At 72.2% G+C, this 26,204-nt stretch carries 23 protein-coding genes and 1 tRNA gene; 7 read left to right on the forward strand and 17 right to left on the reverse strand.

From position 1 onward, the window contains the following. Window positions 1-89 precede the first annotated feature (89 nt). Genes ACKUU6_RS13410 through ACKUU6_RS13430 form a run of 5 tightly spaced genes read right to left on the reverse strand, consistent with a single transcriptional unit; the run spans window position 90 to window position 6,016 of the window. Window positions 90-1,190: a DegT/DnrJ/EryC1/StrS family aminotransferase gene (locus ACKUU6_RS13410; protein ID WP_407988742.1), complete on the reverse strand. Its 1,101-nt coding sequence runs from the start codon at window positions 1,188-1,190 to the stop codon at window positions 90-92. Then, the gene (locus tag ACKUU6_RS13415; protein WP_407988743.1) at window positions 1,187-2,668 is read right to left on the reverse strand and encodes an MBL fold metallo-hydrolase; all 1,482 of its coding nucleotides are present in this window, start codon (window positions 2,666-2,668) and stop codon (window positions 1,187-1,189) included. The genes ACKUU6_RS13410 and ACKUU6_RS13415 overlap by 4 nt, the downstream gene beginning before the upstream one ends. Further along, a complete protein-coding gene (locus ACKUU6_RS13420) occupies window positions 2,665-3,828 on the reverse strand; it encodes a DegT/DnrJ/EryC1/StrS family aminotransferase (RefSeq protein ID WP_407988744.1) in 1,164 nt (387 codons plus the stop codon). Before ACKUU6_RS13420 ends, ACKUU6_RS13415 begins: the two co-directional genes overlap by 4 nt. Window positions 3,829-3,863: 35 nt before the next feature. After that, window positions 3,864-4,841, reverse strand: a complete 978-nt coding sequence (locus ACKUU6_RS13425; RefSeq protein ID WP_407988745.1) for an NAD-dependent epimerase/dehydratase family protein — start codon at window positions 4,839-4,841, stop codon at window positions 3,864-3,866. Then, the gene (locus ACKUU6_RS13430; protein ID WP_407988746.1) at window positions 4,838-6,016 is read right to left on the reverse strand and encodes a Gfo/Idh/MocA family protein; all 1,179 of its coding nucleotides are present in this window, start codon (window positions 6,014-6,016) and stop codon (window positions 4,838-4,840) included. Before ACKUU6_RS13430 ends, ACKUU6_RS13425 begins: the two co-directional genes overlap by 4 nt. A gap of 309 nt (window positions 6,017-6,325) precedes the next feature. Here ACKUU6_RS13430 and ACKUU6_RS13435 point away from each other — a divergent pair, with 309 nt between their 5' ends. The 3 genes from ACKUU6_RS13435 to ACKUU6_RS13445 all read left to right on the forward strand — a co-directional run bounded on the left by ACKUU6_RS13435 (window position 6,326) and on the right by ACKUU6_RS13445 (window position 8,641). Next, entirely contained in the window at window positions 6,326-6,787 is a 462-nt protein-coding gene (locus ACKUU6_RS13435) for a YwqJ-related putative deaminase (RefSeq protein WP_407988747.1), read from the forward strand. 29 nt (window positions 6,788-6,816) lie between these two features. Beyond that, the gene (locus ACKUU6_RS13440) at window positions 6,817-7,329 is read left to right on the forward strand and encodes an SUKH-3 domain-containing protein (RefSeq protein ID WP_407992118.1); all 513 of its coding nucleotides are present in this window, start codon (window positions 6,817-6,819) and stop codon (window positions 7,327-7,329) included. A 118-nt stretch (window positions 7,330-7,447) separates the two neighbouring features. Then, on the forward strand, window positions 7,448-8,641 hold the full coding sequence (locus ACKUU6_RS13445) for an acyltransferase family protein (protein WP_407988748.1): 1,194 nt from the start codon (window positions 7,448-7,450) through the stop codon (window positions 8,639-8,641). Here the strand turns inward: ACKUU6_RS13445 and ACKUU6_RS13450 are convergent. Continuing rightward, window positions 8,553-9,827: a sensor histidine kinase gene (locus ACKUU6_RS13450; RefSeq protein WP_407988749.1), complete on the reverse strand. Its 1,275-nt coding sequence runs from the start codon at window positions 9,825-9,827 to the stop codon at window positions 8,553-8,555. The genes ACKUU6_RS13445 and ACKUU6_RS13450 overlap by 89 nt on opposite strands. 213 nt (window positions 9,828-10,040) lie before the next feature. Here ACKUU6_RS13450 and ppc point away from each other — a divergent pair, with 213 nt between their 5' ends. Further along, window positions 10,041-12,836, forward strand: coding sequence for a phosphoenolpyruvate carboxylase (gene ppc / locus ACKUU6_RS13455; RefSeq protein WP_407988750.1), 2,796 nt, complete (start codon window positions 10,041-10,043; stop codon window positions 12,834-12,836). 65 nt (window positions 12,837-12,901) lie between these two features. On the opposite strand, the gene ACKUU6_RS13460 is transcribed toward ppc, so the two are convergent. The 6 genes from ACKUU6_RS13460 to ACKUU6_RS13485 all read right to left on the reverse strand — a co-directional run bounded on the left by ACKUU6_RS13460 (window position 12,902) and on the right by ACKUU6_RS13485 (window position 17,688). Beyond that, window positions 12,902-13,126 carry a hypothetical protein gene (locus ACKUU6_RS13460; RefSeq protein WP_407988751.1) on the reverse strand — a complete coding sequence of 75 codons (225 nt, stop codon included), beginning with the start codon at window positions 13,124-13,126 and terminating at the stop codon, window positions 12,902-12,904. A gap of 202 nt (window positions 13,127-13,328) precedes the next feature. Further along, window positions 13,329-13,904, reverse strand: coding sequence for an aminoacyl-tRNA hydrolase (gene pth / locus ACKUU6_RS13465; protein WP_407988752.1), 576 nt, complete (start codon window positions 13,902-13,904; stop codon window positions 13,329-13,331). A 101-nt stretch (window positions 13,905-14,005) separates the two neighbouring features. After that, window positions 14,006-14,590, reverse strand: coding sequence for a 50S ribosomal protein L25/general stress protein Ctc (locus ACKUU6_RS13470; protein ID WP_407988753.1), 585 nt, complete (start codon window positions 14,588-14,590; stop codon window positions 14,006-14,008). A 258-nt stretch (window positions 14,591-14,848) separates the two neighbouring features. After that, window positions 14,849-15,826, reverse strand: coding sequence for a ribose-phosphate diphosphokinase (locus ACKUU6_RS13475; protein WP_407988754.1), 978 nt, complete (start codon window positions 15,824-15,826; stop codon window positions 14,849-14,851). Window positions 15,827-16,026: 200 nt separating this feature from the next. Next, a complete protein-coding gene (gene glmU, locus ACKUU6_RS13480; RefSeq protein ID WP_407988755.1) occupies window positions 16,027-17,469 on the reverse strand; it encodes a bifunctional UDP-N-acetylglucosamine diphosphorylase/glucosamine-1-phosphate N-acetyltransferase GlmU in 1,443 nt (480 codons plus the stop codon). Between the two features lie 148 nt (window positions 17,470-17,617). Continuing rightward, a tRNA-Gln gene (locus ACKUU6_RS13485) sits at window positions 17,618-17,688 on the reverse strand. Window positions 17,689-17,868: 180 nt separating this feature from the next. Here ACKUU6_RS13485 and ACKUU6_RS13490 point away from each other — a divergent pair. The 3 genes from ACKUU6_RS13490 (at window position 17,869) to ACKUU6_RS13500 (ending at window position 20,149) form a co-directional block, all read left to right on the forward strand. Beyond that, window positions 17,869-18,831, forward strand: a complete 963-nt coding sequence (locus tag ACKUU6_RS13490) for an acyl-CoA desaturase (protein WP_407988756.1) — start codon at window positions 17,869-17,871, stop codon at window positions 18,829-18,831. 26 nt (window positions 18,832-18,857) lie between these two features. Further along, window positions 18,858-19,568, forward strand: coding sequence for a TetR family transcriptional regulator (locus ACKUU6_RS13495; protein WP_407988757.1), 711 nt, complete (start codon window positions 18,858-18,860; stop codon window positions 19,566-19,568). A gap of 89 nt (window positions 19,569-19,657) precedes the next feature. Beyond that, window positions 19,658-20,149, forward strand: a complete 492-nt coding sequence (locus tag ACKUU6_RS13500) for a MarR family winged helix-turn-helix transcriptional regulator (protein WP_407992119.1) — start codon at window positions 19,658-19,660, stop codon at window positions 20,147-20,149. Window positions 20,150-20,341: 192 nt separating this feature from the next. Here ACKUU6_RS13500 and ACKUU6_RS13505 read toward each other — a convergent pair whose 3' ends face one another. From ACKUU6_RS13505 to galT, 5 genes are all read right to left on the reverse strand, one after another. After that, window positions 20,342-21,877: a polysaccharide biosynthesis protein gene (locus ACKUU6_RS13505; protein ID WP_407988758.1), complete on the reverse strand. Its 1,536-nt coding sequence runs from the start codon at window positions 21,875-21,877 to the stop codon at window positions 20,342-20,344. Between the two features lie 56 nt (window positions 21,878-21,933). Continuing rightward, entirely contained in the window at window positions 21,934-22,800 is an 867-nt protein-coding gene (locus ACKUU6_RS13510; protein WP_407988759.1) for a LuxR C-terminal-related transcriptional regulator, read from the reverse strand. A gap of 223 nt (window positions 22,801-23,023) precedes the next feature. Continuing rightward, window positions 23,024-24,154 (reverse strand): galactokinase, encoded by a 1,131-nt coding sequence (gene galK / locus ACKUU6_RS13515; RefSeq protein ID WP_407988760.1) that lies wholly within the window; start codon window positions 24,152-24,154, stop codon window positions 23,024-23,026. Beyond that, on the reverse strand, window positions 24,151-25,113 hold the full coding sequence (gene galE, locus ACKUU6_RS13520; RefSeq protein WP_407988761.1) for a UDP-glucose 4-epimerase GalE: 963 nt from the start codon (window positions 25,111-25,113) through the stop codon (window positions 24,151-24,153). Before galE ends, galK begins: the two co-directional genes overlap by 4 nt. After that, window positions 25,110-26,195 carry a galactose-1-phosphate uridylyltransferase gene (gene galT / locus ACKUU6_RS13525; RefSeq protein WP_407988762.1) on the reverse strand — a complete coding sequence of 362 codons (1,086 nt, stop codon included), beginning with the start codon at window positions 26,193-26,195 and terminating at the stop codon, window positions 25,110-25,112. The genes galE and galT overlap by 4 nt, the downstream gene beginning before the upstream one ends. Between the last annotated feature and the right edge of the window lie 9 nt (window positions 26,196-26,204).

Consider the following 26,204-nt stretch of genomic DNA (forward strand, 5'->3'; position numbering starts at 1 on the left):
GCTGCAGACAGCCTAGGGGGTGCCGGGTGGCCCGGGTGGCGCCAGCCCGGGTTGTCCGGACGCGGACCACCCGGGCCACTGCTGCGCCGTCAGATCCTGCTCAGCGCCTTGGCGAGGGTTTCGGCGATGAAGATCTGCTGGTCCTCGGTCAGGTGCGGATGCAGCGGAAGGGTGAGGATCTCGCGGGCGGCGCGCTCGGTGACCGGGAAGCTGCCCTCGGGGTGGCCGAGGTACTGGAAGGCCGGCTGGAGGTGGACCGGCACGGGGTAGTGCACGCCCGCGCCGATGCCCGCCGCGTGCAGCGCGGCGAGCACCTCGTCCCGGCCGCGCGGCACCCGGACCGCGTAGAGGTGCCAGACGTGTTCGTTGCCGGGCAGCGTGACCGGGAGGGTGAGGCCGGGCAGGCCGGCCAGCAGGTAGTGGTAGCGGGCGGCGGCGGCCCGGCGGGCGACGTTCCAGCCCGGCAGGTGGCGGAGCTTGGCCCGCAGCACCACGGCCTGCAGGGTGTCCAGCCGGGAGTTGAAGCCGAAGCGCTCGTGGACGTACTTCCGGCTCGAACCGTGGTCGCCGATCTCCCGGACCAGCGACTCGAGTTCGGCCGAGTCGGTGACCACGGCACCCGCGTCGCCGTAGGCGCCGAGGTTCTTGCCGGGGTAGAAGCTGGTGGCGGCCAGCAGGCCCCAGGAGCCGGACGGGCGGCCGTGCCGGGTGGCGCCCTGCGACTGGGCGCCGTCCTCGATCACCGGACGGCCCTCGGCCAGCTCCAGGATGTGCTCCATCGGCGCGAGCTGGCCGTTCAGGTGCACCGGCAGGTACGCGTCGGCGGCGGCCTCGGCGGCCCGGGCCGGGTCCATCAGCAGGGCGTACGGGTCGACGTCCACCAGCACCGGGTACAGTCCGGCCCTGACCACCGCCTCGGCGGTGGCGACGAAGGTGTTGGCCGGGAGCACCACCCGGGCCCCCGGCGGGAGTTCGAGCGCCCGCAGCGCCATCTCGATCGCGTCGGTGCCGTTGGCGGTGCCGATCGCGTGGGCGACACCGGAGAAGGCCGCGTACTCGGCTTCGAAGGCGGTCACGTCCGGGCCTTTGATGTAGGCGCCGGAGGTGAGCACCCGGTCGAAACCGGCCCTGACCTCCTCGGCGACCTCGGCGTGGGCGGCGTGCAGGTCGACGAGCGGGATCGGGTTCATCCGACGGGCCCTTCCAGGGAGAGGTGTTCGACGAGCAGGGGCAGGGAGCCGCCGGCCAGGCAGCGGCCGGTCCGGGCGTCCCACTTCCAGTGGTGCCGCGGGCACTCGATGACGCCGTCCGCGATCAGGGCGTGGCCCAGGTCCTCACCCGCGTGCGGGCAGTAGCGCTGGAACCGCAGCCCGTCCCGCTCCACCAGCTGCTCGGCGGCGGCGGCCCGCTCGCGGACCAACTGCCGAGTCTGGGCGGGCTGGTGGCCGTACCGGAGCAGGCTGAGCAGGGTGAGGTCGAAGACGTCCGGGTCGCGGTGCAGGCTGAGCCGCATGGAGAGCAGCGCCTCCTCCCAGCCGGCCCGGCCGTCCAGGACGGCGCGCAGCGCCCGGGCCGGGACCCGGATGGTGTAGGCGGGGTCGACCGGTTCGTCCTCCAGCTCCACCCGCAGCGCCAGTTCGCCGAGCGGCAGGGCGCAGACCGTGCCGTCGGTCTCCAGCCGCAGGTCGCGCCGGTAGTCGGCGAGCAGCGGGCGGTTGAGCCGCTGGAGCCGGGCGAAGTACCCGGCCACCTCGGCGGCGTCCACGGCCGTGACCGGGCCCCGGTGGTAGCCCTCCCACTCGTCCCGGCGGCGCTCCCGGTACGCGGCCAGGTAGCCGGCCGGGTCGGTGGCCCAACGGCCGGGCTCGGACGGGGAGTCGACCAGGTCACCGGGGCCGGTGCGGAGCACCTCGGTCTCCGGACAGGCCGCCGCGAAGGTCGCGGCGACGTCCTCCCAGTGCGGGAAGATGGTGGCCGCCCGGTCGTTGAACCGGTCCAGCTCCGGGTCGAGGAAGCAGGCCGGCCCGGCCGAGGGCAGGTAGGCCCGGGCGCCGGTCAGCTTCACCTTGCGGACCAGGGTGTCCAGCAGGTCGGCCCGGACGGCGGCGGTCTTGGCGGCCATCGCCTCCGGCGGGTAGTCGTAGGCGTTCGGGTACCACATCGCGCCGGAGTACTGGGCGGCCAGCAGGTCGACGTCGTCCGGGAGTTCGGACATCGGGGTGTTGCAGTCGTTCAGGTCCAGGAACCGGTAGCCGCCCAGGTCGAGCAGCAGGGCGCTGTCCTCCTTGTGACTGGTGTCCAACAGCATGGTGGCGGTGGCGTCCGGCCCGAGCCGGTACGTCTCCCGGTGGCCGAGCAGCACCTGCCGGCCGAAGCCGAGCCGGCTCAGCCGCTTGCGCAGCCCGTGCGAGCGGAACCTCGGCACCAGCACCGTGACGTCCCGGTCCAGCTGCCCGAGCAGCCGCTCGTCGAAGTGGTCCTCGTGGGTGTGCGAGACGTACAGGTAGTCGTACCGGCCCGCCACCACCTCGGGCAGCAGCTCCCGGTTGTCGGGGTAGGGGAACCAGGCGTCCAGGAAGGCGGGGTGGAACCAGGGGTCGATCAGGATCCGCAGACCGGCGTGCCCGACCACGAATCCCGCGTGGCCGAGGTGCCTGATCTCGGTCAACCGAGGATCACCCGGAGCGCGCCGACCACGGTGTCCTGCTGCTGTTCGGTGAGCGTGTGGAAGAGCGGCAGGATCAGCGAACGCCCGGTCAGCAGCTCGGTGTTGGGCAGCGGCACCCGGGCGCCACCCTGAGGTCGACCAGTCTTGTACGGAGCCTCCAGGTGGGCCGCCATGATGCCGCGCCGGGCGGAGACCCCGGCCCCGGCCAGCCGGGTCAGCACCTCGGTGCGGTCCGGCGCGTCCTCGGGCAGCAACAGCCAGCAGGCCTGGAAGTTGCCAGTGCCGTGCGCCGGGTCAGCCACCAGCCGCTCGCCCAACGGGCCGAGCAACGAGCGGTAACGAGAAGCGAGTTCGCGCCGACGCGCGACCATCGCGGGCAGCTTGCCGAGCTGCACCAGGCCGATCGCGGCCTGGATGTCGGTCATCCGGAAGTTGTAGCCGATCTCGTCGTAGGTCTCGACCACCCCGGCCCCGCCGCTCGCGGCGTGCCGGTCGGCGGCCGAGACGCTCATCCCGTGCTCGCGCAACCTCCGCAACCGGGCCGCGAGTTCACCGTCCTGACAGGTCACCATGCCGCCCTCGCCGGTGGTCAGCAGCTTGCGCGGGTGGAACGAGTACGCGGCGATCGCGGCGCCGCTGCCCACCGGGCGGCCGCGCAGCAGCGAGCCCGCCCCGCAGGCGGCGTCCTCGATCACCGTGATGCCGCGCGGTCCTGCCAGCGCCTCGATCGCGGTCAGGTCGACCGGTACGCCGCCCTGGTCCACCGCGATCACCGCCCTGGTGCGCTCGGTGAGCAGCGGCGCGACCGTCTCGGCGGTCAGGTTGCCACTCGCGAGCTCGACGTCCGCGAAGACCGGGACGGCGCCCACGTAGGTGACCGCGTTGGCCGTGGCGATGAAGGAGAGCGAGGGCACCACCACCTCGTCACCCGGCCCCACCCCGGCACCGATCAGCGCCAGCTGCAGCGCGGTGGTGCAGGAGGAGACCGCGACGGCGTGCGGTACGCCGAGGTACGCGGCGATGGCCCGCTCGAACTCGGCGACCCGGGGGCCCTGGGCCACCCAGCCGGAGCGGACGGCCTCGGCGGCGGCCTGAGCCTCCTCCTCGCCGAGCCAGGGCAGCATCACGGGAATGGGGGGCGTGGAGGGGATGGTGGACACAGGGCTGCTCCGAAGTGCGTTGCAGGGAAGGGCGGTTACTGCTCGCGCCACCAGGCGACCAGCTGGCGCAGGCCCTCGTCCAGGCCGAGCTCCGGCTTCCAGCCGAGCTCCCGCTCGGCGGCGGAGATGTCGGCCAGCCGACGGACCACCCCGCCGGCGGTGCCCCGGGCCGGGCCGTGCTCGACGTCCAGCTCGGAGTCCATCGCGCGCAGCAGCGCGTCGGCCAGACCGCGCAGCGAGACCTCGGTGGAGCTGGCGATGTTGTAGACCCGGTCGGTGACCGGGGCGGCGGCGGCCAGCAGGTTGGCCCGCGCGATGTCCTCGGTGTGCACGAAGTCCATGGTCTGTGCGCCGTCGCCGAAGATCAGCGGCGGCTCCCCTCCGTTGATCCGCTCCATCCAGCGGATGAAGACCTCGGTGTAGCGGCCGTGCACGTCCATCCGGGGGCCGTAGACGTTGAAGTAGCGCAGCGCCACGTAGTCCAGCCCGTACATCGCGTGGAAGCTGCGCAGCAGGCCCTCGTTGAAGACCTTGGCCGCCCCGTACAGCGTGTCGTTGTTGTAAGGGTGCTGGGTCTCCGGCGTCGGGAAGGTGTCGGCCAGGCCGTAGACCGAGGCGGTGGAGGAGGCGATCACCTTCTTCACCCCGCACTCGGCGGCCGCCTCGACGATGTCGAAAGTGCCGTCCACCATGATCTCCAGGGCAAGCCTGGGCTCGGCCGCGCACTGGGTGATCCGGATCGCGGCCAGGTGGAACAGCAGGTCGGTGTCGTTGCCCAGCAGCTCGCGGAGCAGCACGCGATCCCTGATGTCACCGTCCACCACCCGCAGTTGACCGGGGGCGGCGATCGATTCGGCGTGCGCCAGGTTGGCCATCCGGCCCCGGACGAAGTTGTCGAGCACGATCACCTCGCGGACCCCCGCCACGAGCAGTTGGTCGACCACGGTCGAGCCGATGGTCCCGGCCCCGCCGGTGACCAGACAGCGGGAACCCTCGATCGGGACAGCGTTCATCGGGCGGTGGCCCTCTCCTGAGCAGTGATCAGTTCTACGTCGCCGGTGGTCTCCACCGGCACGGTGGCACCGCCGAGTTCGAGGCTGCGCGAGGCGGCGTGCAGCAGCCGCAGCACCCGCAGCCCGGACCGGCCGTCGGTGAGCGGCGCCCGGCCCTCGGTGATCGCGGCGGCGAACTCCGCCATCACGTTGCGCAGCGCCTCCTGCTCGACCAGCGCCGGGGCGACCATCTCGCCGACCCGGTAGGAGATCAGCGCCTGGTGCCTGATCGCGTCGGTCAGCTCGTCCGGTGGGGTGAGGTCCACCCCACGGTCGTGGACGGCGAGCCGGGCCTGCGGGTTGAGGTCGTCCCAGACCAGGGTGCGCCGGGAGCCGCCGATCATGGTGGTGCGGACCTTGGTCGGGGAGAGCCAGTTCACGTGGCAGTGCGCCAGCGCGCCGTTGCTCAGCCGCACGGTCAGGTACGCCACGCAGGCCCGCCCGGCGCCGATCGGGTCGGCCCCCTGGGCGCTCACTCCGACCGGCTCGACGCCCGGCGGCAGCACGAAGTCCAGGATCGACAGGTCGTGCGGGGCGAGGTCCCAGAGCACGTCCACGTCGGGCTGGACCAGGCCGAGGTTGATCCGCACCGAGTCGAAGAACTGGATGTCGCCCAGCTCCCCGCCGTGCACCAGCTCCCTGATCCGGCGCACCACCGGCGTGTAGCAGAAGGTGTGGTCGCACATCAGCACCAGCCCGCGCGCCTCGGCCAGCTCACAGAGCTCGGCGGCCTCCTCGGCGGAGGTGGTGATCGGCTTCTCCACCAGCACGTGCTTGCCAGCCTCCAGCGCGGCCCGCACCAGCCGGTAGTGCGCGGCCGCCGGGGTAGCGATCGCCACCGCCCTGACGCGCTGGTCCGCGAGCACCTCCTCGAAGGAGGTGGTGCAGCCGACCGTGCTGTACTCGCCCAGCACCCGCCGGGACCTGGCCTCGTCCAGGTCGCACAGCCAGTGCAGCCGCAGTGCGGCCGTCTGCTGCGCGTTCCGGACCAGGTTCGGCCCCCAGTACCCGGCGCCGACCACCGCCATGCCGATTCGCTCGGCCGGCCTGGGCTCGGGCACCCCGGGCGTCGGTACGTGCTCACCGGGCGCCTCGTGCGCCTGCTCCGCCGAAGACACCCCACCGGACGACGTCATCGCAAGACCCCCCTTGCTCGGTACCGGTGGGCCCCTTCGCCCCCGGCTGCCCTGCAGTCGGCCCGGCCCGCCCGCTCCCCCGCGGTCGCCCCGGCCCTGCTGCCGGAACGCTATCGGCTGGCGTCGGCGCGCGGGGCCCGAATCCGGAAAACGTGGGGGAATGGTGAAGCCCGGTCAGCGGACGGCGGGTCAGGCACCCTTTCCGGCCCCGACGTCGGCGTTGTCGGCGGCGTTTGGCAGTCTTGAGCCCTACCGTCGGACAGCACCCTGTCCACCGACCGCCGAGACCCCCGTGAGGAGCAGCCGCCCGTGGAACCGACCGAGCCTTCGCACGCCCCGGCGCTGCGCCACCTCCGGGACAGCCTGCTCCCCGCAGTGGCCGCCGCGCTCTCGTTGAAGAACGGCACCGTGCACACGCTGGCCGGGCACAAGCCCGACCGGCTGCCCGAGCTGCACCCGTTGGTCGCCGAGTTCCTGGCCGGGCTGCCGGCCGAACGGCGCGAGCGGTTCCTCGGCCGCTGCCCGGAGACAGAGCTGCTCTCCCGGTTCCTGACCGAAGTGGACACCACCCGCTCGAAGCGGTCCGCCCGCAAGCCGCTCACCCTGCACGACGCCCGCAAGGCGCTCAAGGGCTCCCGGCTGACCACCGTCCGGATCCGGGAGGAGGGCGACCCGGCGCACGGCACGCACGCGCCGCCCTGCCGCTCCTGCGAGCCGCTGCTCGGCCACCTCCAGGTGGCAAGCGTCGCGGTCGGCCCCGCCACGTCCTGACCCGCAACGCCCCGACCCGCCCCGTACGACTGGAGCCCGCACTGAACTCCGCCCTCCGCACCCAACCGCGCTTCCCCGCCGACGTCGCCGCAGCGCTCAAGCAGGCCGGCTGGCACCCGGGCCGCTGGCAGATCCGGCAGGCCGAGGAGTGGGCCGACGCGCTGGTTGCGCACGGCTCCCCCGACCAGGCCCAGCACGCCGTCTTCCCGGCCGCGATCGAGGCCTGGGCCGAGTTCGGCGGTCTGGCCGTCGAACTGACCGGGGCCGGCCGGGACATCGCCCGGACGCCGTTCCTGCTCGACCCGCGCTGCGGGCTGCACCAGCCGCGCACCCTGGCCGACCTGGGCCGGGCGCTGGGCAGCCGGGTCGCACCGCTCGGCGAGGAGGCGTACGGCCAGGCGCTGCTGGCCATCGACGAGGAGGGCCGGGTGTACAGCCTGGACCACACCGGCGAGTGGTACCTGGGCTGTTCGGTCGACCAGGCGGTGGCCACCCTGGTGCTCGGCTTCCAGCCCGAACGGCTGAGCGCGCTGACGGTATGACAGGTCCGGTCAGCGCGTGACACTTTCGCCAATCCGCTGCCGCTGACGACCCGTTGAGTCCACACTGACCCCCAGCCCGACTGTGGAGCTTTCGCGGGGGACAGCAGGAGGATTCGCGTTGGAACGCCAACCGCTCTTCGACAACGCCAAGTTCGCCGCGGTGGCGCTGGTGGCCTGCGCCCACACCTGGATGCCGCTGCTGGAGAAGGACCGCACCGTCGGCGCGGTGGTGCTGACCATCGCGGCCTTCTCGATGCCGGTCTTCATCGTGCTCTGCGGCTACTTCGCCCACCCGTCGCCCACCACCACCCTTGCCGGAGAGGCTTCGCGTCAACCCTCTGGCCGCCCGGGCCGCCCGCAGGTGGACGGCGGCCGGCTGCTCGCCCAGGTCGCGGTCCCGTACCTGGTCTTCCAGCTCCTGTACAACCTGGTCGGGATGGCCCTGGAGCAGAGACTCCAGCCGATCCGGCTGCTGGAGCCGCGATGGCTCACCTGGTTCCTGCTGTCACTGCTGATCTGGCGGCTCAGCGTGCCGCTCTGGACCGCGCTGCGGCACCCGCTCCCGGTGGCCGTGCTGGTCGCGGCCGGTTCCGGCGCGCTGCACGCCTACCCGGCCGAACTGGCCTTCGGCCGCACCATCGGCTTCCTGCCCTGGTTCGTGCTCGGCCTGGTGCTCCGGCCGCACCACTTCGAGCTGCTGCACCGCCGGACGGTCCGCGCCCTGGCCCCGCTCGGCCTGCTGTCCGCGTTCGCCGCGGTCTGGCTGGCCTACCCCAAGCTGCTGAACCCCGCCTGGGTCGAGTACACCGAGACCGCCGCCCAGCTCGGCGTCGGCTACCCGGTCTGGCTGGCCGTCAAAGCCGCCCTGGGCCTGCTCTCGCTGGTCGCCACCGCCTCCTTCCTCGCCCTGCTCCCGGCCCGCCGACTGCGCTGGACCTCGCTCGGCGCCGCCTCGCTGTACGTCTACCTGCTGCACGGCCTGCCGCTCAAGGTGCTGCAGGCCAGCGGCGTCTACCACGCCCGTTCGCTGCAGCACGCCTGGACGGCGCTGCCGGTCTACGGCGGCTTCGCCCTGACGCTGGCGGTGCTGCTCGCCCTGCCGGTCAGCGTCCGGCTGTTCGGCCCGCTGGTGCAGCCGCCGATCGGGTGGCTGCTGCGTCGTCCCGCACCGCCCGTGCCCACGTCGCCCGACCCTGCCGAAGCCCCCGCGTCCGCACCTACGCCTACGCGAGCCGAGCGTCCTGCACCGCGAGCCGGGACGGCAGGACCGCCTCCACCCGGAACCCCCCGTCCGGCTCCGGCCCGGCACTGAAGCTGCCGCCCAGCGCGAGCACCCGCTCGCGCATCCCGACCAGCCCGTTGCCCCCGCTCGGCAGGCCCGCCGCACGCTCGCCGCCGCCCGGGCAGTCGTTCAGCACCGCGACCCGCACACCGTTCGGCACGAAGGCCAGCAGCACCGACACCCTGGCCCCGCCGGCGTGCTTGTGAGCGTTCGTCAGCCCCTCCTGCACCACCCGGTACGCGGTCTGCTCCGCCTCCGGCACGAACTGCCGCCGCGCCCCACTGACCGTCAGGGTGACCAGCATCCCGGCCGCCTCGGACTGCTGCACCAGTCGGGACAGCTCGGCCAGCCCGGCCGGAGCGGCCACCGCCTCCTCGGACATCCGCAGCACACCGAGGATCTCGCGCAGCTCGTTCAGCGCCTGCCGGCCCACCTCGCCCATCAGCTTGGCGCTCTCCTGCGCCTTCGCCGGGTCCTTCGGGATCACCCGCTCCAGCGCCCCAGCGTGCACCACCATCAGGCTCACCCGGTGCGCCACCACGTCGTGCATCTCCCGGGCGATCCGGGTCCGCTCCTCCAGCCGGGCCCGACGGGCCCGCTCCTGCGCCTGCTCGGCCAGCAGGTCGAGCTCGGTCTCCAGGCCGTGCGCCCGGTCCTTCAGGCTCTCCACCAGCCGACGGCGCGCCCCCAAATACAGCCCGGTCACCACCGGCGGGACCGTCGCCCCGATCGAGATCAGCACCGCCATCACCACGAACACCCAGGTGGGCGGCGCCTGTTCGCCCTGGTCCGGGCTGGTCGCCAGCATGGTGAAGAGCACCACGGCCAGCGTCTCCACGAACGCCAGCGCCGAGAACGCCACCACCCGCCAGCGCCTGGTGGGCCACTCCCAGGTGGTCGCCAGCGTGTAGAGCGACACCATCAGCAGCACCACGCCGAACGACCCCGGTACGAGGACCAGCGCCGCCACCACCGGTACGGCGGGCCACCTGCGCCGCACCACCAGCGTCGCGCCCGACAGCGCACCCAGCACGGCCACGGCCAGGGCCGCCGGGAACCCCCAGTGGAGCTGCTTGGCCACCATCGAGTACGCCCCCAGGGCACACTCCAGCCCGGCCAGCCCGGCCAGTCCGACATCCAGCACCACGCTGCGGCGCCGCCCCCACCACCACAGTGATCGGCCCGGCCCGCCCCCGTCCCCCGGCGAGTTGGTCATGGACGTCAGCCTATGCGAGCGGGCAACCGGATAACTCGCTCGGCCGCCGTCCGCCGATTCATGCGATTCCACCGTGTCCGCGATGCGGTTACCTCGCCGGGACGGCACCGGGTGCCACCTATGCTGGTCGCGTCGGACAGCGCGGTCCGCACACACCGCCTGGACCCAGGCGGCGAGAGCCGTTGCCGAACCCCACCACCAAGGGAGCCAGCCGTGACCGCTCCGGTCCCCACTCCGGCGGAGAGCCCCACGCCGATCGCCGACAACGCCGCGCTCCGCGCGGACATCCGCCGTCTCGGCGACCTGCTCGGCGAGACCCTGGTCCGCCAGGAGGGCGCCGAGTTGCTCGGCCTGGTCGAGCAGGTCCGTCTGCTCAGCCGCACCGACGGCGAGGCGACCGCCGAGCTGCTCGCCGGAATCGACCTGGAGACGGCGGCCAAGCTGGTCCGGGCCTTCTCCACCTACTTCCACCTGGCGAACGTCACCGAGCAGGTGCACCGCGGTCGCGAGTTCGCCACCCGCAGGGCTCGGGAGGGGTCGCTGCTGGCGCAGACCGCCGACCAGCTGGCCGACGCCGATCCGAAGCACCTGGCCGACACGCTGGCGAACCTGGCGGTCCGTCCGGTCTTCACCGCGCACCCGACCGAGGCCGCCCGCCGCAGCGTGCTGAACAAGCTGCGCCGGATCGGTGAGCTGCTGGAGCGCATCCACCGCGAGCACGCCGCCTCCGGCCTCTCCACGACCGACCCGGCCCGGCACAGCTCCGCCAAGCGCCAGGCCGACCGCCGCCTCGCCGAGGTGATCGACCTGCTCTGGCAGACCGACGAGCTCAGGATCGCCCGCCCGGAGCCCGCCGACGAGGCCCGGAACGCCGTCTACTACCTGGACGAGCTGTACCGCGACGCCGTCCCCGAGGTGCTGGAGGAGCTGCACGAGGAGCTGGCCCGGGTCGGGCTGAGCCTGCCCGAGGGCGTCCGCCCGCTGACCTTCGGCACCTGGATCGGCGGCGACCGGGACGGCAACCCGAACGTCACCCCGCAGGTCACCTGGGACGTGCTCAACCTGCAGCACGAGTACGGCATCAAGGACGCCCTGGCCGCCGTCGACGACCTGCGCAACTCGCTCTCCACCTCGGTCCGGCTGGCCGGTGCCTCGGAGGAGCTGCTCGCATCGCTGGACGCCGACCTCAGGCTGCTGCCCGAACTGAGCCCCCGGTACAAGCGGATGAACGCCGAGGAGCCGTACCGGCTCAAGGCCACCTGCGTCCGGCTCAAGCTGGAGAACACCCGCGAGCGGCTCGCCACCGGCACCCCGCACACCCCGGGCCGGGACTACCTGGGCACCCGGGAGCTGGTGGCGGACCTGAAGCTCATTCAGGACTCGCTGCGCGCCCACCGCGGCGAGCTGATCGCCGACGGCCGGCTGGCCCGGGCGATCCGCACGGTGGAGGCGTTCGGCCTCCAGCTCGCCACCATGGACGTCCGCGAGCACGCCGAGGCGCACCACCACGCGCTCGGCCAGCTCTTCGACCGGCTCGGCGAGGAGGCCTGGCGCTACGCGGACATGCCGCGCGAGTACCGGCAGAAGCTGCTCGCCAAGGAGCTGCGCTCGCGCCGCCCGCTGGCGCCCACCCCGGCCCCGCTGGACGCGGCGGGCACCAAGACGCTGGGCGTCTTCAACACCATCCGCGAGGGCTTCGAGCGGTTCGGCGACGAGATCGTCGAGAGCTACATCATCTCGATGTGCCAGGGCGCGGACGACGTCTTCGCGGCCACCGTGCTGGCCCGCGAGGCCGGTCTGATCGACCTGCATGCCGGGATCGCCAAGATCGGCATCGTCCCGCTGCTGGAGACCACGGACGAACTCCAGGAGGCCGACCGGATCCTGGACGAAATGCTCTCCGACCCGTCCTACCGCCTGCTGGTCTCGCTCCGCGGCGACATCCAGGAGGTCATGCTCGGCTACTCGGACTCGTCCAAGTTCGGCGGCATCACCACCTCGCAGTGGGAGATTCACCGAGCCCAGCGCCGGCTGCGCGACGTCGCGCACCGGTACGGCATCCGGCTGCGCCTCTTCCACGGCCGCGGCGGCACCGTCGGCCGCGGCGGCGGTCCCTCGCACGAGGCGATCCTGGCCCAGCCGTGGGGCACCCTGGAGGGCGAGATCAAGGTGACCGAGCAGGGCGAGGTGATCTCGGACAAGTACCTGCTCCCCTCGCTGGCCAGGGAGAACCTGGAGCTGACCATCTCGGCCACGCTGGCCGCCTCCGCGCTGCACACCGCACCGCGCCAGGCGCCCGAGGAGCTGGCCCGCTGGGACCAGGTGATGGACCAGGTCTCCGAGGCCGCGCACACCGCCTACCGCGGGCTGGTCGAGCAGGAGGACCTGCCGAAGTACTTCTTCGCGGCCACCCCGGTGGACCAGCTGGCCTCGCTGCACCTGGGCTCCCGCCCGTCCCGCCGCCCGGACTCCGGTGCTGGCCTGGACGGACTGCGGGCCATCCCGTGGGTGTTCGGCTGGACCCAGTCCCGGCAGATCGTGCCCGGCTGGTACGGCGTCGGCTCCGGCCTGGCGGCGGCCCGCAAGGCCGGTCTGGGCGACGTGCTGGCCGAGATGCACGGCCAGTGGCACTTCTTCCAGAACTTCCTGTCCAACGTGGCGATGACGCTGGCCAAGACCGACCTGCGGATCGCCAGGCACTACGTCGAGCAGCTGGTCCCGGCCGAGCTGCACCACGTCTTCGACCAGATCGTGGCCGAGCACGAGCTGACCCTGCAGGAGGTGCTCCGGCTCACCGGTGAGAGCGAACTGCTGGAGCACAACGAGGTGTTGAAGCAGACCTTCACGGTCCGCGACGCCTACCTCGACCCGATCTCGTACCTCCAGGTCGCCCTGCTCCGCCACCAGCGCGAGCAGGTCGCCCAGGGCCGGGAGGAGGACCCGCTGCGGGCCCGGGCGCTGCTGCTGACCGTCAACGGCATCGCGGCGGGTCTGCGCAACACCGGCTGATCGGGTGAGCGAAGGAGGGGCGGTCCGCACGGACCGCCCCTCCTCTCACGTCTGCTGACACACGCTCAGTGCACCGTCAACCGGCCGGACTTCCGGCGGCGTAGCCACATCGCCGCCCCGCCCGCGACCACCACCAGGCCGGTGCCCACCGCGTACAGCCCGGACGAGGTGCCCAGCTCACCGGTCGGCGCGGGGAACTGCGCGGCCGCCGGCTCCGGCGTCCCACCGGGCCGCGCGGACGGGTCGGCCGCCTGAGCGGCCGTCACCCCGAACGCCGAGACGGCGAGCACCAACGTCGTACCACCGACCACACGTCCGACACGGACGCGCTGTGACCGAATCACGGTCCCTACCCCCAAGTCCAACCCCTCAACCCTGCGTACGGGGCTGACGCTATCGGATCGGACCGGTCGTTCCCACACAGTTCCGGAAACGATCGAGCAAGCGTTGCACGACCGTTGTGCAAACCCCGCGCGGTGTCTTGACGGACCGTCAGGAGTTGTACGTGCCCTGTGCGCGTTCCAGGCCCTCCGTCAACAGGGCCTCCACGGCGTCGGCGGAGCGGTCCACGAACCAGTCGAGTTCCTTGCGCTCCGCCGAGGAGAAGTCCTTGAGCACGAAGTCCGCGACGTCCATCCGGCCCGGCGGCCGGCCGATCCCGCAGCGCAACCGGTGGTAGTCCGGGCCGAGCGACTTGGTGATGGACTTCAGGCCGTTGTGGCCGTTGTCGCCGCCGCCGAGCTTGAGCCGCAGGGTGGCGTAGTCGAGGTCGAGCTCGTCGTGGACGGCCACGATCGCCGAGGTGGGCGCCTTGTAGAAGTCGCGCAGCGCGGTGGTCGGGCCGCCGGAGAGGTTCATGAAGGTCATCGGCTTGGCCAGCACGACCCGCTTCCCGCCGATCCGGCCCTCGGCGATCTGCGCCCGGCTCTTGTGGGTCTTGAACCTGGCGCCGATCCGCTGGGCCAGCAGGTCGACCACCATGAAGCCGATGTTGTGCCGGTTCCGGGCGTACTCGTCACCCGGGTTGCCGAGGCCGACGACCAGCCACGGACCGTCGTAGTCGTTCATGTACCGCTCCTTCTTCGGATACCGCCATCATCCCGGACACACCGCTGCCCCGGTCGCTCCGTACGGAGCGACCGGGGCAGCGGTCAGGCAACGGGTGAGGCTCAGGCCTCGGCCGCGGCGGCCTCGGCGTCGGCGTCGGCCTGCGAGGCCTGGGCGCCGATGACCTGCAGCACGACGGTGTCGGCCTCGACGGCCAGCTTGGTGCCCTTCGGCAGGGTGATGTCGCCGGCCAGGACCGAGGCGCCGGCCTCCAGGCCCTCGACCGAGACGGTGACCGACTCGGGCAGGTGGGTGGCCTCGGCCTCGACCGGGAGGTTGTTCAGCACGTGCTCGAGCAGGTTGCCACCGGGGGCCAGCTCGCCCTCGGTGAGGACCGGGATCTCGACGGTGACGGTCTCGCCGCGCTTCACCAGGAGGAGGTCGACGTGCTCGATGGTGCGCTTGATGGCCTCGCGCTGCACGGCCTTCGGCAGGACGAACTCGTCCTTGCCCTCGATCGGGACAACCAGCAGGGCGTTCGGGGTCTTGAGCGCCATCATCAGGTCGTGGCTCGGCAGGTTCAGGTGAACCGGGGTGTGACCGTGACCGTAGACGACACCGGGGACGAAGCCGGCGCGACGGGCGCGACGGGCGGCACCCTTGCCGAACTCGGTGCGGGTCTCGGCGGCAAGGCGGATCTCGGACACGTCTGCTCCTCATAGCGAAAACGGGTGCAGACAAGCGAAAACCGCCGAAGCCACACCCTCAAATACCTGGGGGTTTCGCTCGACGGCAGACGACGGCTGAATGTTTCTCAGCAGCGCGTCGATCACGGAGACGGCACCGAATGGGCGCACAGCATCCCTCGCCGAGCAGTCTCACAAGTCTAACCGCAGCCTCGTCAACCACGAAATCGGCCCCGGTGCTCAGCTGAGCACCGGGGCCGATTCAGGCCTGACGGGAGGTCAGTGCACACCCTCGAAGAGGCTGGTGACCGAGCCGTCCTCGAAGACCTCGCGGATCGCGGCGGCGATAGACGGGGCGATCGAGAGCGTGGTCACCTTGTCCATCTGGAGCTCGTCCGGGGTGGGCAGGGTGTTGGTGAACACGAACTCGCTGACCCGGGAGTTCTTCAGCCGGTCGGCGGCCGGGCCGGACAGCACGCCGTGGGTGGCGGCCACGATGACGTCGGCGGCGCCGTTCTCGAACAGCGCGTCGGCGGCGGCGCAGATGGTGCCGGCCGTGTCGATCATGTCGTCGACCAGGACGCAGACCCGGCCCTTGACGTCACCGACCACCTCGGCGGAGAGGATGGTGTTGGCCTGGGTCATGTCCCGGCGCTTGTGGATGATCGCCAGCGGCGCACCGAGGCGGTCCGACCACTGGTCGGCGACCTTCACCCGGCCGGCGTCCGGCGAGACGATGGTCAGCTTCGACCGGTCGACCTTCTTGCCCACGTAGTCCGCCAGTAGCGGCAGCGCGAACAGGTGGTCCACCGGGCCGGAGAAGAAGCCCTGGATCTGCGCGGTGTGCAGGTCCACCGCCATGATCCGGTCGGCACCGGCCGCGGCCAGCAGGTCGGCCACCAGACGGGCCGAGATGGGCTCGCGCCCGAGGTGCTTCTTGTCCTGACGGGCGTACCCGTAGAACGGCAGGATCGCCGTGATGCTGCGGGCCGAGGCCCGCTTCAACGCGTCGATCATGATGAGCTGTTCCATGATCCACTGGTTGATCGGGGCCGTGTGGCTCTGCATCACGAAGCAGTCCGCCCCGCGGGCGGAGTCCAGGAAACGGACGTAGATCTCACCGTTGGCGAAGTCCAGCGCCTTGGTCGGCACCAGGTCCGTCCCGAGCGCCTCGGCCACCTCCTTCGCCAGCTGGGGGTGGGCACGGCCGGAGAAGAGCTTGAGCTTCTTCTCACCCGACGTCGTGATCCCGCTCACTGCACCGTCTCCTCGTGTTGCTGACGCACATGAACCCGCCGCGCCGTACCCCGGCGCAGCGGGGATCGGTGGTCAACGGGGATGGGAGTACGCCCTGACACGGGCCAGGGAGCCCAGTGGCGCACGTATGTACACCAGGTTACGCGCTGGGCCGGGAACCGTCCGCCCCGGGCCCACTCCTCAAGATCCCCACCGGCTGCTCAGGCCCCGTTGGCCTCTGCCGCCGCGCGTGCCGAGTCGGTGCCGGGGCGCTTGCGCTCGACCCAGCCCGGGACGTTGCGCTGCTGGGCCCGGGAGACCCCGAGCGCACCGGCCGGCACATTGCTGATGATCACCGAACCGGCCGCGGTGTAGGCGCCGTCCCCGACCGTCACCGGTGCGATGAACATGTTGTCCGAACCCGTGCGGCAGTGGGCCCCGATGGTGGTCCTGTGCTTGTTCACACCGTCGTAGTTGACCGTCACGGAGGCCGCGCCGATGTTGGTGTGCTCGCCGATGGTGGCGTCCCCGATGTACGACAGGTGGGGCACCTTGGCGCCCTCGCCGAGCTCGGAGTTCTTGATCTCCACGTACGTGCCGGCCTTGGCCTTGCGGCCCAGCCTGGCGCCCGGCCGCAGGTAGGCGTACGGGCCGACGCCGGCCTGCTCGCCGATCTCGGCACCGATTGCCGTGGTGTTGCTCACAGTGGCGCCCGCGCCGACGGCGGTGTCGGTCAGGGTCGAGTTCGGACCGACCTGGCAGCCTTCGCCCAAGTGGGTGGTGCCGTGCAGCTGGGTGTTGGGCAGCACCACCGCGTCCGGCTCGTACGTGACCTGGACGTCGATCCAGGTGGTGGCCGGGTCGACCACGGTGACGCCCGCGCGCATGGCCCGCTCGGTCAGCCGGGCGTTCATGATCCGGCGGGCCTCGGCCAGCTGGACCCGGTCGTTGATGCCCAGGATGTCCCGGTGGTCGGCGGCCACCACGGCCCCCACCCGGTGGCCCGCCGCCCGAAGGATGCCGAGCGTGTCGGTGAGGTACTCCTCGCCCTGCGAGTTGTCGGTGGTGACCTGGGCCAGCGCCTCGGCCAGCAGCTTGGCGGCGAAGGCGAAGACGCCGGAGTTGATCTCGGCAATCGCGCGCTGCGCGTCGGTGGCGTCCTTCTCCTCGACGATCGCCGCGACCGCGTCCGCACCGTCCCGCAGGATCCGGCCGTAGCCGGTGGAGTCCGGCACCACGGCGGTCAGCACGGTGACGCCGTTGCCCTGCGCGGCGTGCGAGGCGACCAGCGCGGCCAGCGTGCCGCCGGTCAGCAGCGGCGCGTCGCCGGTGGTGATCACCACGGTGCCGGCCGGCTCCCCGCCCTCGGCGGCCAGTGCCGCCAGCGCGGTGCGTACGGCGTGGCCGGTGCCGTTCTGCTCCAGCTGCACGGCCGTCCGCACGCCGGGGTAGTACTCCGCCAGGTGCGCCTCCACCAGCTCGCGCTGGTGGCCGACCACCACCAGCAGCCGATCCGGCGTCAACTCCTGGGCGGCGGCCACTGCGTGCCCGACCAGGGTACGGCCACAGATCGGGTGCAGGACCTTGGGCAGGCTCTTGGACTTCATCCGAGTCCCGCCGCCGGCGGCAAGCACGATCACGGCAGCAGGGGTGTTGGCACTCACGCGGGAGGCTCCTCGGTTCGGCGCAGGAAGAGGGGGTGGTGGCCCGAAGGGCGGCACTCCGCACGGCCGCGCCCGGGCTGCCCAGAGCTTAGCCCGGACAGCGATCGGCCCCCGGACCGCCGTGGCGGTCCGGGGGCCGTCGTGGACGCTCCCGGAGGAGGATTCGAACCCCCATAAGCTGGACCAAAACCAGCTGTCCTGCCCTTAGACGATCCGGGAAGGAGCTGCCGCGTGCCGGTCGCCTGGCACGCGGTCCACAGCCTACGGGGTAGCGGCCCCCACATCCACCACCAATAGGGGCCCCAGAGGGGGTACGACACGTCTTCCCAACCGGGTCGACAGAACTTACGATGCCGTAAGTTACGGCTACGTAGGTAGCCCCTTCCCTCAAGGACCCCCATGACGATCCAGGCCAGCGAAGCGCCCCCTGAGGCCGAAGCCCTAGCCGCCACCCAGCTCTCCGCCACCCGAGGTGGCGAGAAGCAGGGACTCGCCGAGCGGATCACGCTCGGCCTCTTCATCGGGGTGCCGTTCCTCGCTCTGCTGGCCACCGTGCCGGTGGCCTGGGGTTGGGGCCTCGGCTGGACCGACCTGGCGATCGCCACGGTGATGTACTTCGTCGCCTGTCACGGCATCACGGTCGGCTTCCACCGCTACTTCACGCACGGTTCGTTCAAGGCCAAGCGCCCGCTGGTGATCGCGATGGCGATCGCCGGCAGCCTGGCGATCGAGGGACCGCTGGTGCGCTGGGTGGCCGACCACCGCAAGCACCACCGGTTCAGCGACAAGGAGGGCGACCCGCACTCGCCGTGGCGCTACGGCGAGTCGGTGCCCGCGCTGATGAAGGGCCTCTGGTGGGCCCACATGGGCTGGCTGTTCGACGAGGAGCAGACCTCCCAGGTCAAGTACGCGCCCGACCTGGTGAAGGACCCGGCGCTGCGAACCATCTCCCGGCTGTTCTGGGTCTGGACCCTGGTCTCGATGCTGATCCCGCCGCTGGTCGGCGGTCTGGTCTCGATGTCCTGGCAGGGCGCGCTGACCGCCTTCTTCTGGGGCTCGCTGGTCCGGGTGGCGCTGCTGCACCACGTCACCTGGTCGATCAACTCGATCTGCCACGCGATCGGCTCGCGGCCGTTCAAGTCCCGGGACAGGTCCGGCAACGTCTGGTGGTTGGCGGTGCTGTCCTGCGGCGAGTCCTGGCACAACCTGCACCACGCCGACCCCACCTCGGCCAGGCACGGTGTCCTGCGCGGCCAGATCGACTCCTCGGCACGGCTGATCCGCTGGTTCGAACAGGCCGGCTGGGCGACGGATGTGCGGTGGCCCGACGCGGAGCGGATCGCCGCCCGCCGCACCGCATGACCCGACGCCTGCAGCATGATGTAAGGGTGAACGGGAGCAACGGAGACACCACGGACGGTCGGACCACACGAGCGGAGTCCGCCCGTACCCGGTCGGCCGCTCCCGCCCGCACCGCCAAGGCCGTCCGGGTCAGGATGACCGGCAAGCAGCGCCGCGAGCAGCTGCTGGACATCGGCCGGACGGTCTTCGCAGAACGCGGCTACGACGGCACCTCCGTGGAGGAGATCGCCGAGCGGGCGGGCGTCTCCAAGCCGGTGGTATACGAGCACTTCGGGGGCAAGGAGGGGCTGTACGCGGTCGTGGTCGACCGGGAGATGCAGCTCCTCCTCGACATGGTTACCGGCGCACTCACCGGCGGCCACTCCCGCGAGCTGCTGGAGCAGGCCGCCTTCGCGCTGATGGACTACATCGACACCTCCACCGACGGCTTCAAGATCCTGGTCCGGGACTCGCCGGTGGCCCAGGCCACCGGCAGCTTCGCCTCGCTGATCAGTGACATCGCCACCCAGGTCGAGGACATCCTCGGCCTGGAGTTCAAGTCCCGCGGCTTCGACGCCCGGCTGGCACCGATGTACTCGCAGATGCTGGTCGGCATGGTCGCGCTCACCGGCCAGTGGTGGCTGGAGGTCCGCCGGCCGGGCAAGGCCGAAGTGGCCGCCCACCTGGTGAACCTGGCCTGGCACGGGCTGGAGGGCATGGAGCGGCACCCCAAGCTGGTCGGCGACCGCCAGCTCTGACGGGTGGCTGGTGTGCCCACGGTGTTCACCGCGGAAGTCTTGACGTCAAGAGGCTTCATATCGACACACCCGTGGCTACACTGATCCACATGGAGGACGAGGTCGACCGGCTGGTCGCTGCATGGCGCCGTGAGCGCCCCGACCTCGACGTGCGGCCGCTCGAGGTACTCAGCCGGGTCAGCCGGCTCGCCCGGCACCTGGACCGCGCCCGCCGCACCGCCTTCGCGGAGCACGGGCTGGAGCCCTGGGAGTTCGACGTGCTGACCGCCCTCCGGCGGGCCGGCTCCCCGTACCAGCTCTCCCCCGGCCAGCTCCTCACCCAGACCCTGGTCACCTCCGGCACCATGACCAACCGGATCGACCGGCTCACCGGCAAGGGCCTGGTCAAGCGGCTGCCCGACCCCGACGACCGACGGGGCGTGCTGGTACGGCTGACCGAGGACGGCCGCGACCGGGCCGACGAGGCCCTCGCCGGGCTGCTCAGCCACGAACGCGCCCTGCTCTCCGAGCTGACCGGCGCCCAGCAGACGGAGCTAGCGGGCCTGCTGCGGCAGCTGGTCGCACCCTTCGACGCCGGCTGAGCTGCACCGTCCAGGGGCTCGGGCTCTGCTGACGGGCGGCTCCGCCGCCGGGGCGAGGCTGTCCGGCGCTCGGGTCGAAAGGCGAAGTACCCGACCCTGCACGGACGTTGAACGCTCCTGGGGTTGGCTCCGCCCACGCGGCGGAGCCGCACGTGAGCAGAGCCCCGGGCCCCTGGTGGCTGAACGCGTGCCCTAGAAGCCGTCCGGGTACGGGGAGCTGAGGGCCGGCACGGGTTGGGCCTCAGGGGTGCGGTAGCCCGGGAGGAGTTCGGCGAGGCGGCGGCGGACCTCCGCGTCGGAGTTGCCCGCCGCGGCCTGGTAGAGACCGGTCAGGCCGCCGGCCAGGTCCTCGGGGCCGGCCGAGGAGTCGGCGACGGTGGCGTAGATCCGGGCGTGCGCGGTGGGGACGCGTACCTCACCCTCGGAGAACAGGGCCTCGTTGAGCTTCTCCCCCGCCCGCAGGCCGGTGTACCGGATCTCTACCTCGTCCGCCTCCAGCTGCACCTGCCGGGCGAAGTTGTGCACCAGGTCGACGATCCGCACCGGCTCCCCCATGTCCAGCACGAACACCTCCCCGCCGTGCGCCATCCGGCCGGCTTCGAGCACCAGCCCGACGGCCTCCTCGATGGTCATGAAGAACCGGGTGACGTCGGGGTGGGTGACCGTCACGGGACTGCCGCTGCGCAGCTGTTCGGCCAGGACCGACAGCAGCGAGCCGCGCGAGCCCAGCACGTTGCCGAAGCGGACCGCCGAGAACACCCCCGTCCCGAGGTTGCGCGCGTCCCGGGCGTTCGCCTGCACGATCAGCTCAGCCAGCCGCTTGCTGGCGCCGAGCACCGAGGTGGGGTCGGCCGCCTTGTCGGTGGAGATCAGCACGAACCGCTCGACGCCGGTCGCGAGGGCGGCCTCGACCAGGTTGTCGGTGCCCAGCACGTTGGACTTGACCGCCTCCGACGGATGACGCTCCAGCAGCGGTAGGTGCTTGTGGGCGGCGGCGTGGAAGACCACCTCGGGCTTGAGGTCGCGGAAGATCTGCTGGATCCTCGGCCGGTCCCGGATGTCCGCGATCACCAGGGCGTCGTCGGTGAGCAACGCCTCGCCCCAGATGTCCAGTTGGAGCCGGTGCAGGTTGGACTCGTCGTGGTCGAGCATGTACAGCTCGGCCGGGCCGAAGGCGTGCAGCTGGCGGCAGAGCTCGCTGCCGATCGAGCCGCCTGCGCCGGTGACCAGGACCCGGCGGCCCTCGATCACGGCCCGGACGTCCGAGGAGACCACGTGCACCTCGTGCCGGCCGATCAGCCGGTTGACGTCCAGGCTGCGCAGGTCGGAGCCGACCACCTCGCGGCGGAGGGCGGCCAGGAAGGACGGCAGGTAGCGGACCGAGGCGCCGGCCGCCGCAGCGGCGGTGGCCAGCCGACGGACCCGCTGGTGGGCCAGCCCCGGGATGGCCAGCACCACCACCTGGGCCCGGTGCCGCACGGCGAGTTCGGTCAGCTCGGCGAGCGTGCCGAGCACCGGTGCACCGCCGACCGACTGACCGGCCTTCAGCGGGTCGTCGTCCAGCAGTCCGACCGGAAGCAGCCCGAAGTCGGGCGTCCGGCCGAGGTCGCGGACCAGTGCGGTGCCGGCCGAACCGGCGCCGACCACGATCGTACGCAGACCTGAACCGCCCTCCTGGAGTGGATGGTTGGACGTGTTCAGGCGTGCGGCATTGCTGTACGGCGACATGTGTCCTCCGAATTCCCTGACCTGACGATGTCGGTACCTGGGCTTGGGGGGGCTGGTCAGCCGGCGCCGGGGCCCGTGGCGACGGTTGGGTTGGTGCGCGGGGTGGGTGGGGCGGCCGGTTCGGACGGGCTGACGCCCGCCCGCCGGGCCACCGCGACGGCGGCGAGGGTGGAGTGCACCCCCAACTTGCCGAGCACGTTCTGCATATGGGTGCGGACGGTGTGCGGGGAGAGGTAGAGGCGCTCGGCCACCGCCTGCCGGCCGAGCCCGGCGACCATGCAGCGGAGCACCTCCTCCTCCCGGGGGGTGAGGCTCTCCACCAGCCGCTCGCTCTCCGTCCGGTCGCGCCGCGCGGCGGTCAACTCCCGTACCACGCCGGTGAGCAGGGCGGGTGGCAGGTGGGTCTCGTCGCGCAGGACGCCGCGGATGACGGCCATCAGACGCGGCAGCGAGCTGTCCTTGGCCACCCAGCCGCAGGCGCCGGCCTGGAGGGCCCGGACGGCCCGGCGCGGGTCGTCCTCGCGGGCCAGCACCACGGCGCGCAGTTCGGGGTGGCTGCGGCAGGCCCTGGCCAGCAGGGGCAGTCCGTCGGGCGCCGGTCTGGGCGGCCCGGCGGGCTGCGGTACGGCGAGCTGCGGCCCTGGTGGCCGGGTGGGAGCCGGTGGGCGACCCAACTGCCCCTCCGGTTCAGCCGGTTGGCGGGGCCGCCGGAGAGCGGTGGTGTTCGCGGGGCCCAGGTCGGCGTCGATCAGGATCACGTCGAAGGGCCGCCCCTCGGCGGCGGCCCGCTCCAGGGCGCGTTCGGCGCCGGCCGGGCTCCCGGCCACACCGACCTCGACGTCCGCCTCGGCGGCCAGGGTCGCCGCCAGCGCCTCGGCAAAGATGCGGTGGTCGTCGACCACCAGGACGCGAACCCGTCCCATCGTCGTTCCCCCCTGCTCAGGTGCCGACCCCCACCGGCTGCCGGGCCCACTGCGACGGGCTCGCCCACATCTGCCCCCCGGTTCCCTGCGGGACTCAGCGTACGGAAGCGCGCAGCGGATCGGTGGGGATTTGGTGAAGTTTCGTCATCCGCCCCGCAGTTGTCCGGACATGACACCGCCCCGGACCGACGCGGGGTCGGTCCGGGGCGGGAGTGCGGGAGGCTCAGCCCAGTCGGCGGGCTCCGGCGGCCGGGGTGGCCGTGAAGGTGCGCGGGCCGGCGTACCCGGCGGCCTTGAAGGCACCGGTCACGGCGGCCGCGATGCCGTCCAGCCGGTCGGCGTCGACCAGGGCGATCACCGAACCACCGAAGCCGCCGCCGGTCATCCGGGCGCCGAGCGCACCGGCCTCGACCGCCGCGGCGACCGCGAGGTCGGTCTCCGGGCAGGAGACCCCGTAGTCGTCCCGGAGCGAGGCGTGCCCGGCGGTCAGCACCGGGCCGAGACCGGTCAGGTCACCGGCGTCCAGCAGGGCGATCGCCTGCTCGACCCTGGCGTCCTCGGTCACCACGTGCCGTACCAGCGGCTGGAGTTCGGCGGGCAGCCGGTCCAGTGCGGCGGGCAGGCCCGCCAGGTCGAGGTCGCGCAGGGCGGGCAGCCCGAGCAGCGCGGCGGCGCGCTCGCAGCCGGCCCGCAGGGCGGCGTAGGCGCCGTCGGCCAGGTCGTGCTTGACCCGGGTGTCGATCACCAACAGCCGTAGCCCCCGGCCCGCCAGGTCGAGCGGGACCTGACGCTGCGCCAGGTCCCGGGTGTCCAGGAAGAGCGCGCCGCCCTCGGCGCAGCACATCGAGGCCATCTGGTCCATCACGCCGCACGGGACGCCGACGAAGGCGTTCTCGGCCCGCTGCGCGATCAGCGCCAGGTCGGCCGCGCCCAGGTCCAGTTCGTACAGGTCGCGGTAGGCGGTGGCGACCACGCACTCCAGCGAGGCGGAGGAGGAGAGGCCCGCCCCGGTCGGCACGTCGCTGTCGAACCAGAAATCCGCGCCGCCCACCTGGTGCCCGGCCTCGCGGAGGGCCCAGACCACCGCGGCGGGGTACTTGGCCCAGCCGTCCACGGCGCCGGGGGCCAGCCCGGCGACGTCCAGTTCGGTCACACGGCCGTCACCCTGCTCGCTCCACAGCCTGAGCAGGCCGTCGGTGCGCAGTCGGACGGCTGCCCTGGTGCTGTGAGGCAGGGCGATCGGGAGCACGAACCCGTCGTTGTAGTCGGTGTGCTCGCCGATCAGGTTGACGCGGCCGGGCGCTGCCCAGACCCCGGCCGGGGCGGCGCCGTGGACGGACTGGAAATCGGTCATGCGTGCTTCTTCTCCAGGGTGAACTGCCAGGCGTCCTTGACGATCTCGTCCAGGTCGGCACGACGGGGGGTCCAGCCCAGCGCCTGGTGGGCGCGGGCGGCGGAGGCGACCAGGACGGCCGGGTCGCCGGGGCGGCGGTCGGCGACCACCACCGGGATCTCACGGCCCGTCACGCGCTTCACCGACTCGATCACCTCGCGGACCGAGAAGCCGCTGCCGTTGCCGAGGTTGCAGATCAGGTGCTCGCCCGCCGTGGCGGCGTCCAGGGCCAGCAGGTGGGCGTCGGCGAGGTCGGCGACGTGGATGTAGTCGCGGATGCAGGTGCCGTCCGGGGTCGGGTAGTCCTCGCCGTAGACCGCGATGTGCGGGCGCTCGCCCAGGGCGGCCTGGAAGACCAGGGGGATCAGGTGCGACTCGGGGTCGTGCCGCTCGCCGTAGGCGCCGTACGCCCCGGCCACGTTGAAGTAGCGCAGGGAGACCGCGGCCAGCCCGTGCGCGACCGCCTCGCTGGTGATCAGGTGGTCCACCGCGAGCTTGGTGGCGCCGTAGGTGTTGGTCGGCGAGGTGCGGGCGGTCTCGGCGATCGGCACCTCCTCCGGCTCGCCGTAGACGGCGGCGGTGGAGGAGAAGACCAGCTTGCTCACGCCGGCCTTGCGCATCGCGCTGATCAGCTCCAGTGAGCCGGCCACGTTGTTGCGCCAGTACTTCTCCGGGTCGGCGACCGACTCGCCGACCTGCGAGCAGGCGGCGAAGTGCAGCACGCCGTCGAAGGAGGAGTCGAGCACCTCGGCCGCGTCCTGGATCCGGCCCCGGACGAACTCGGCCCCGGCCGGGACGCCGTCGCGGAAACCGGTGGAGAGGTCGTCGAGCACGGTGACCTGGTGGCCCGCCTCCAGCAGGTGCGCGGTGACCACGCTGCCGACGTAGCCGGCGCCACCGGTGACCAGGTACTTACTCATGTTGCGACCTCCCGCAGGCGGTGCGCCGCCGACTCGGGCGACACATCGTTGATGAATGCGTCCATGCCGGATTCGACGCCGGCCAGGAACTTGAGCTTGCCTACCGTACGACGGATCGTGAACAGCTCCAGATGCAGTGCCGCCTCGGTGCGGTGCCGGGCGGGCGCCTGGTGCCAGGCCGCGATGTACGGGGTCGGTGCACTGCCGTCGAACAACCGGTCGAAGCGGCGCAGCAGTTCGAGGTAGATCCCCGGGAACTCGGCCCGCTCCGGCTCGGTCAGCTCGGTCAGGTCGGCCACCCGCCGGTTCGGGTACAGGTGCACCTCGTACGGCCAGCGGGCGGCGAACGGGACGAACGCCGTCCAGTGCTCGCCCCGGAGCACCACTCGTACGGGATCGGCGAGTTCGGCCGCGAGCACGTCCTCGAAGAGGTTCCGGCCGGTGGCGGCGCGGTGCTCCTCGGCCCGGGCGAGCATCCGGACGGTGCGCGGGGTGACGAACGGGAAGGCGTAGATCTGGCCGTGTGAGTGGGCCAGCGTCACGCCGATCTCGGCGCCCCGGTTCTCGAAGCAGTAGACCTGCTCGACGCCCGGCAGCGCGGAGAGTTCGGCCGTCCGGTCCGTCCAGGCGTCCAGCACCAGGCGGGCCCTGGACTCGCTCAGGTCGGCGAACGAGGCCTCGTGGTCGGCGGTGAAGCAGACCACCTCGCAGCGGCCCACGCCGGGCTTCAGCTCGCGCAGCGGGGTGAGGTCGGCCTCCACCTCGGCGGCGGCGCCGAGGGCCAGCGAGGGGAACCGGTTCTCGAAGACCACCACCTCGTAGTCCGGCGCCGGGATCTCGCTGAGGCGGTCGTCCCGGGACGGGCAGAGCGGGCACTCGTCGGCCGGGGGGTGGTAGATCCGGCCCTGGCGGTGCGCCGCGACCGTGACGTGGTCGCCGGTGACCGGGTCGCGGCGGACCTCCGACAGGGCGGTGGTGGCCTCCAACGGACGCAGGTCGGTGTAGGCCCGGTCGGCGGACTCCTCCGCGTCGAAGTAGATGAGCTCGCGGCCGTCCGCCAGCTTGGTCGTGGTCTTCTGCACGGCTCCGCC

It is taken from the genome of Kitasatospora sp. CMC57, assembly GCF_045866025.2.
Lineage (GTDB): Bacteria > Actinomycetota > Actinomycetes > Streptomycetales > Streptomycetaceae > Kitasatospora.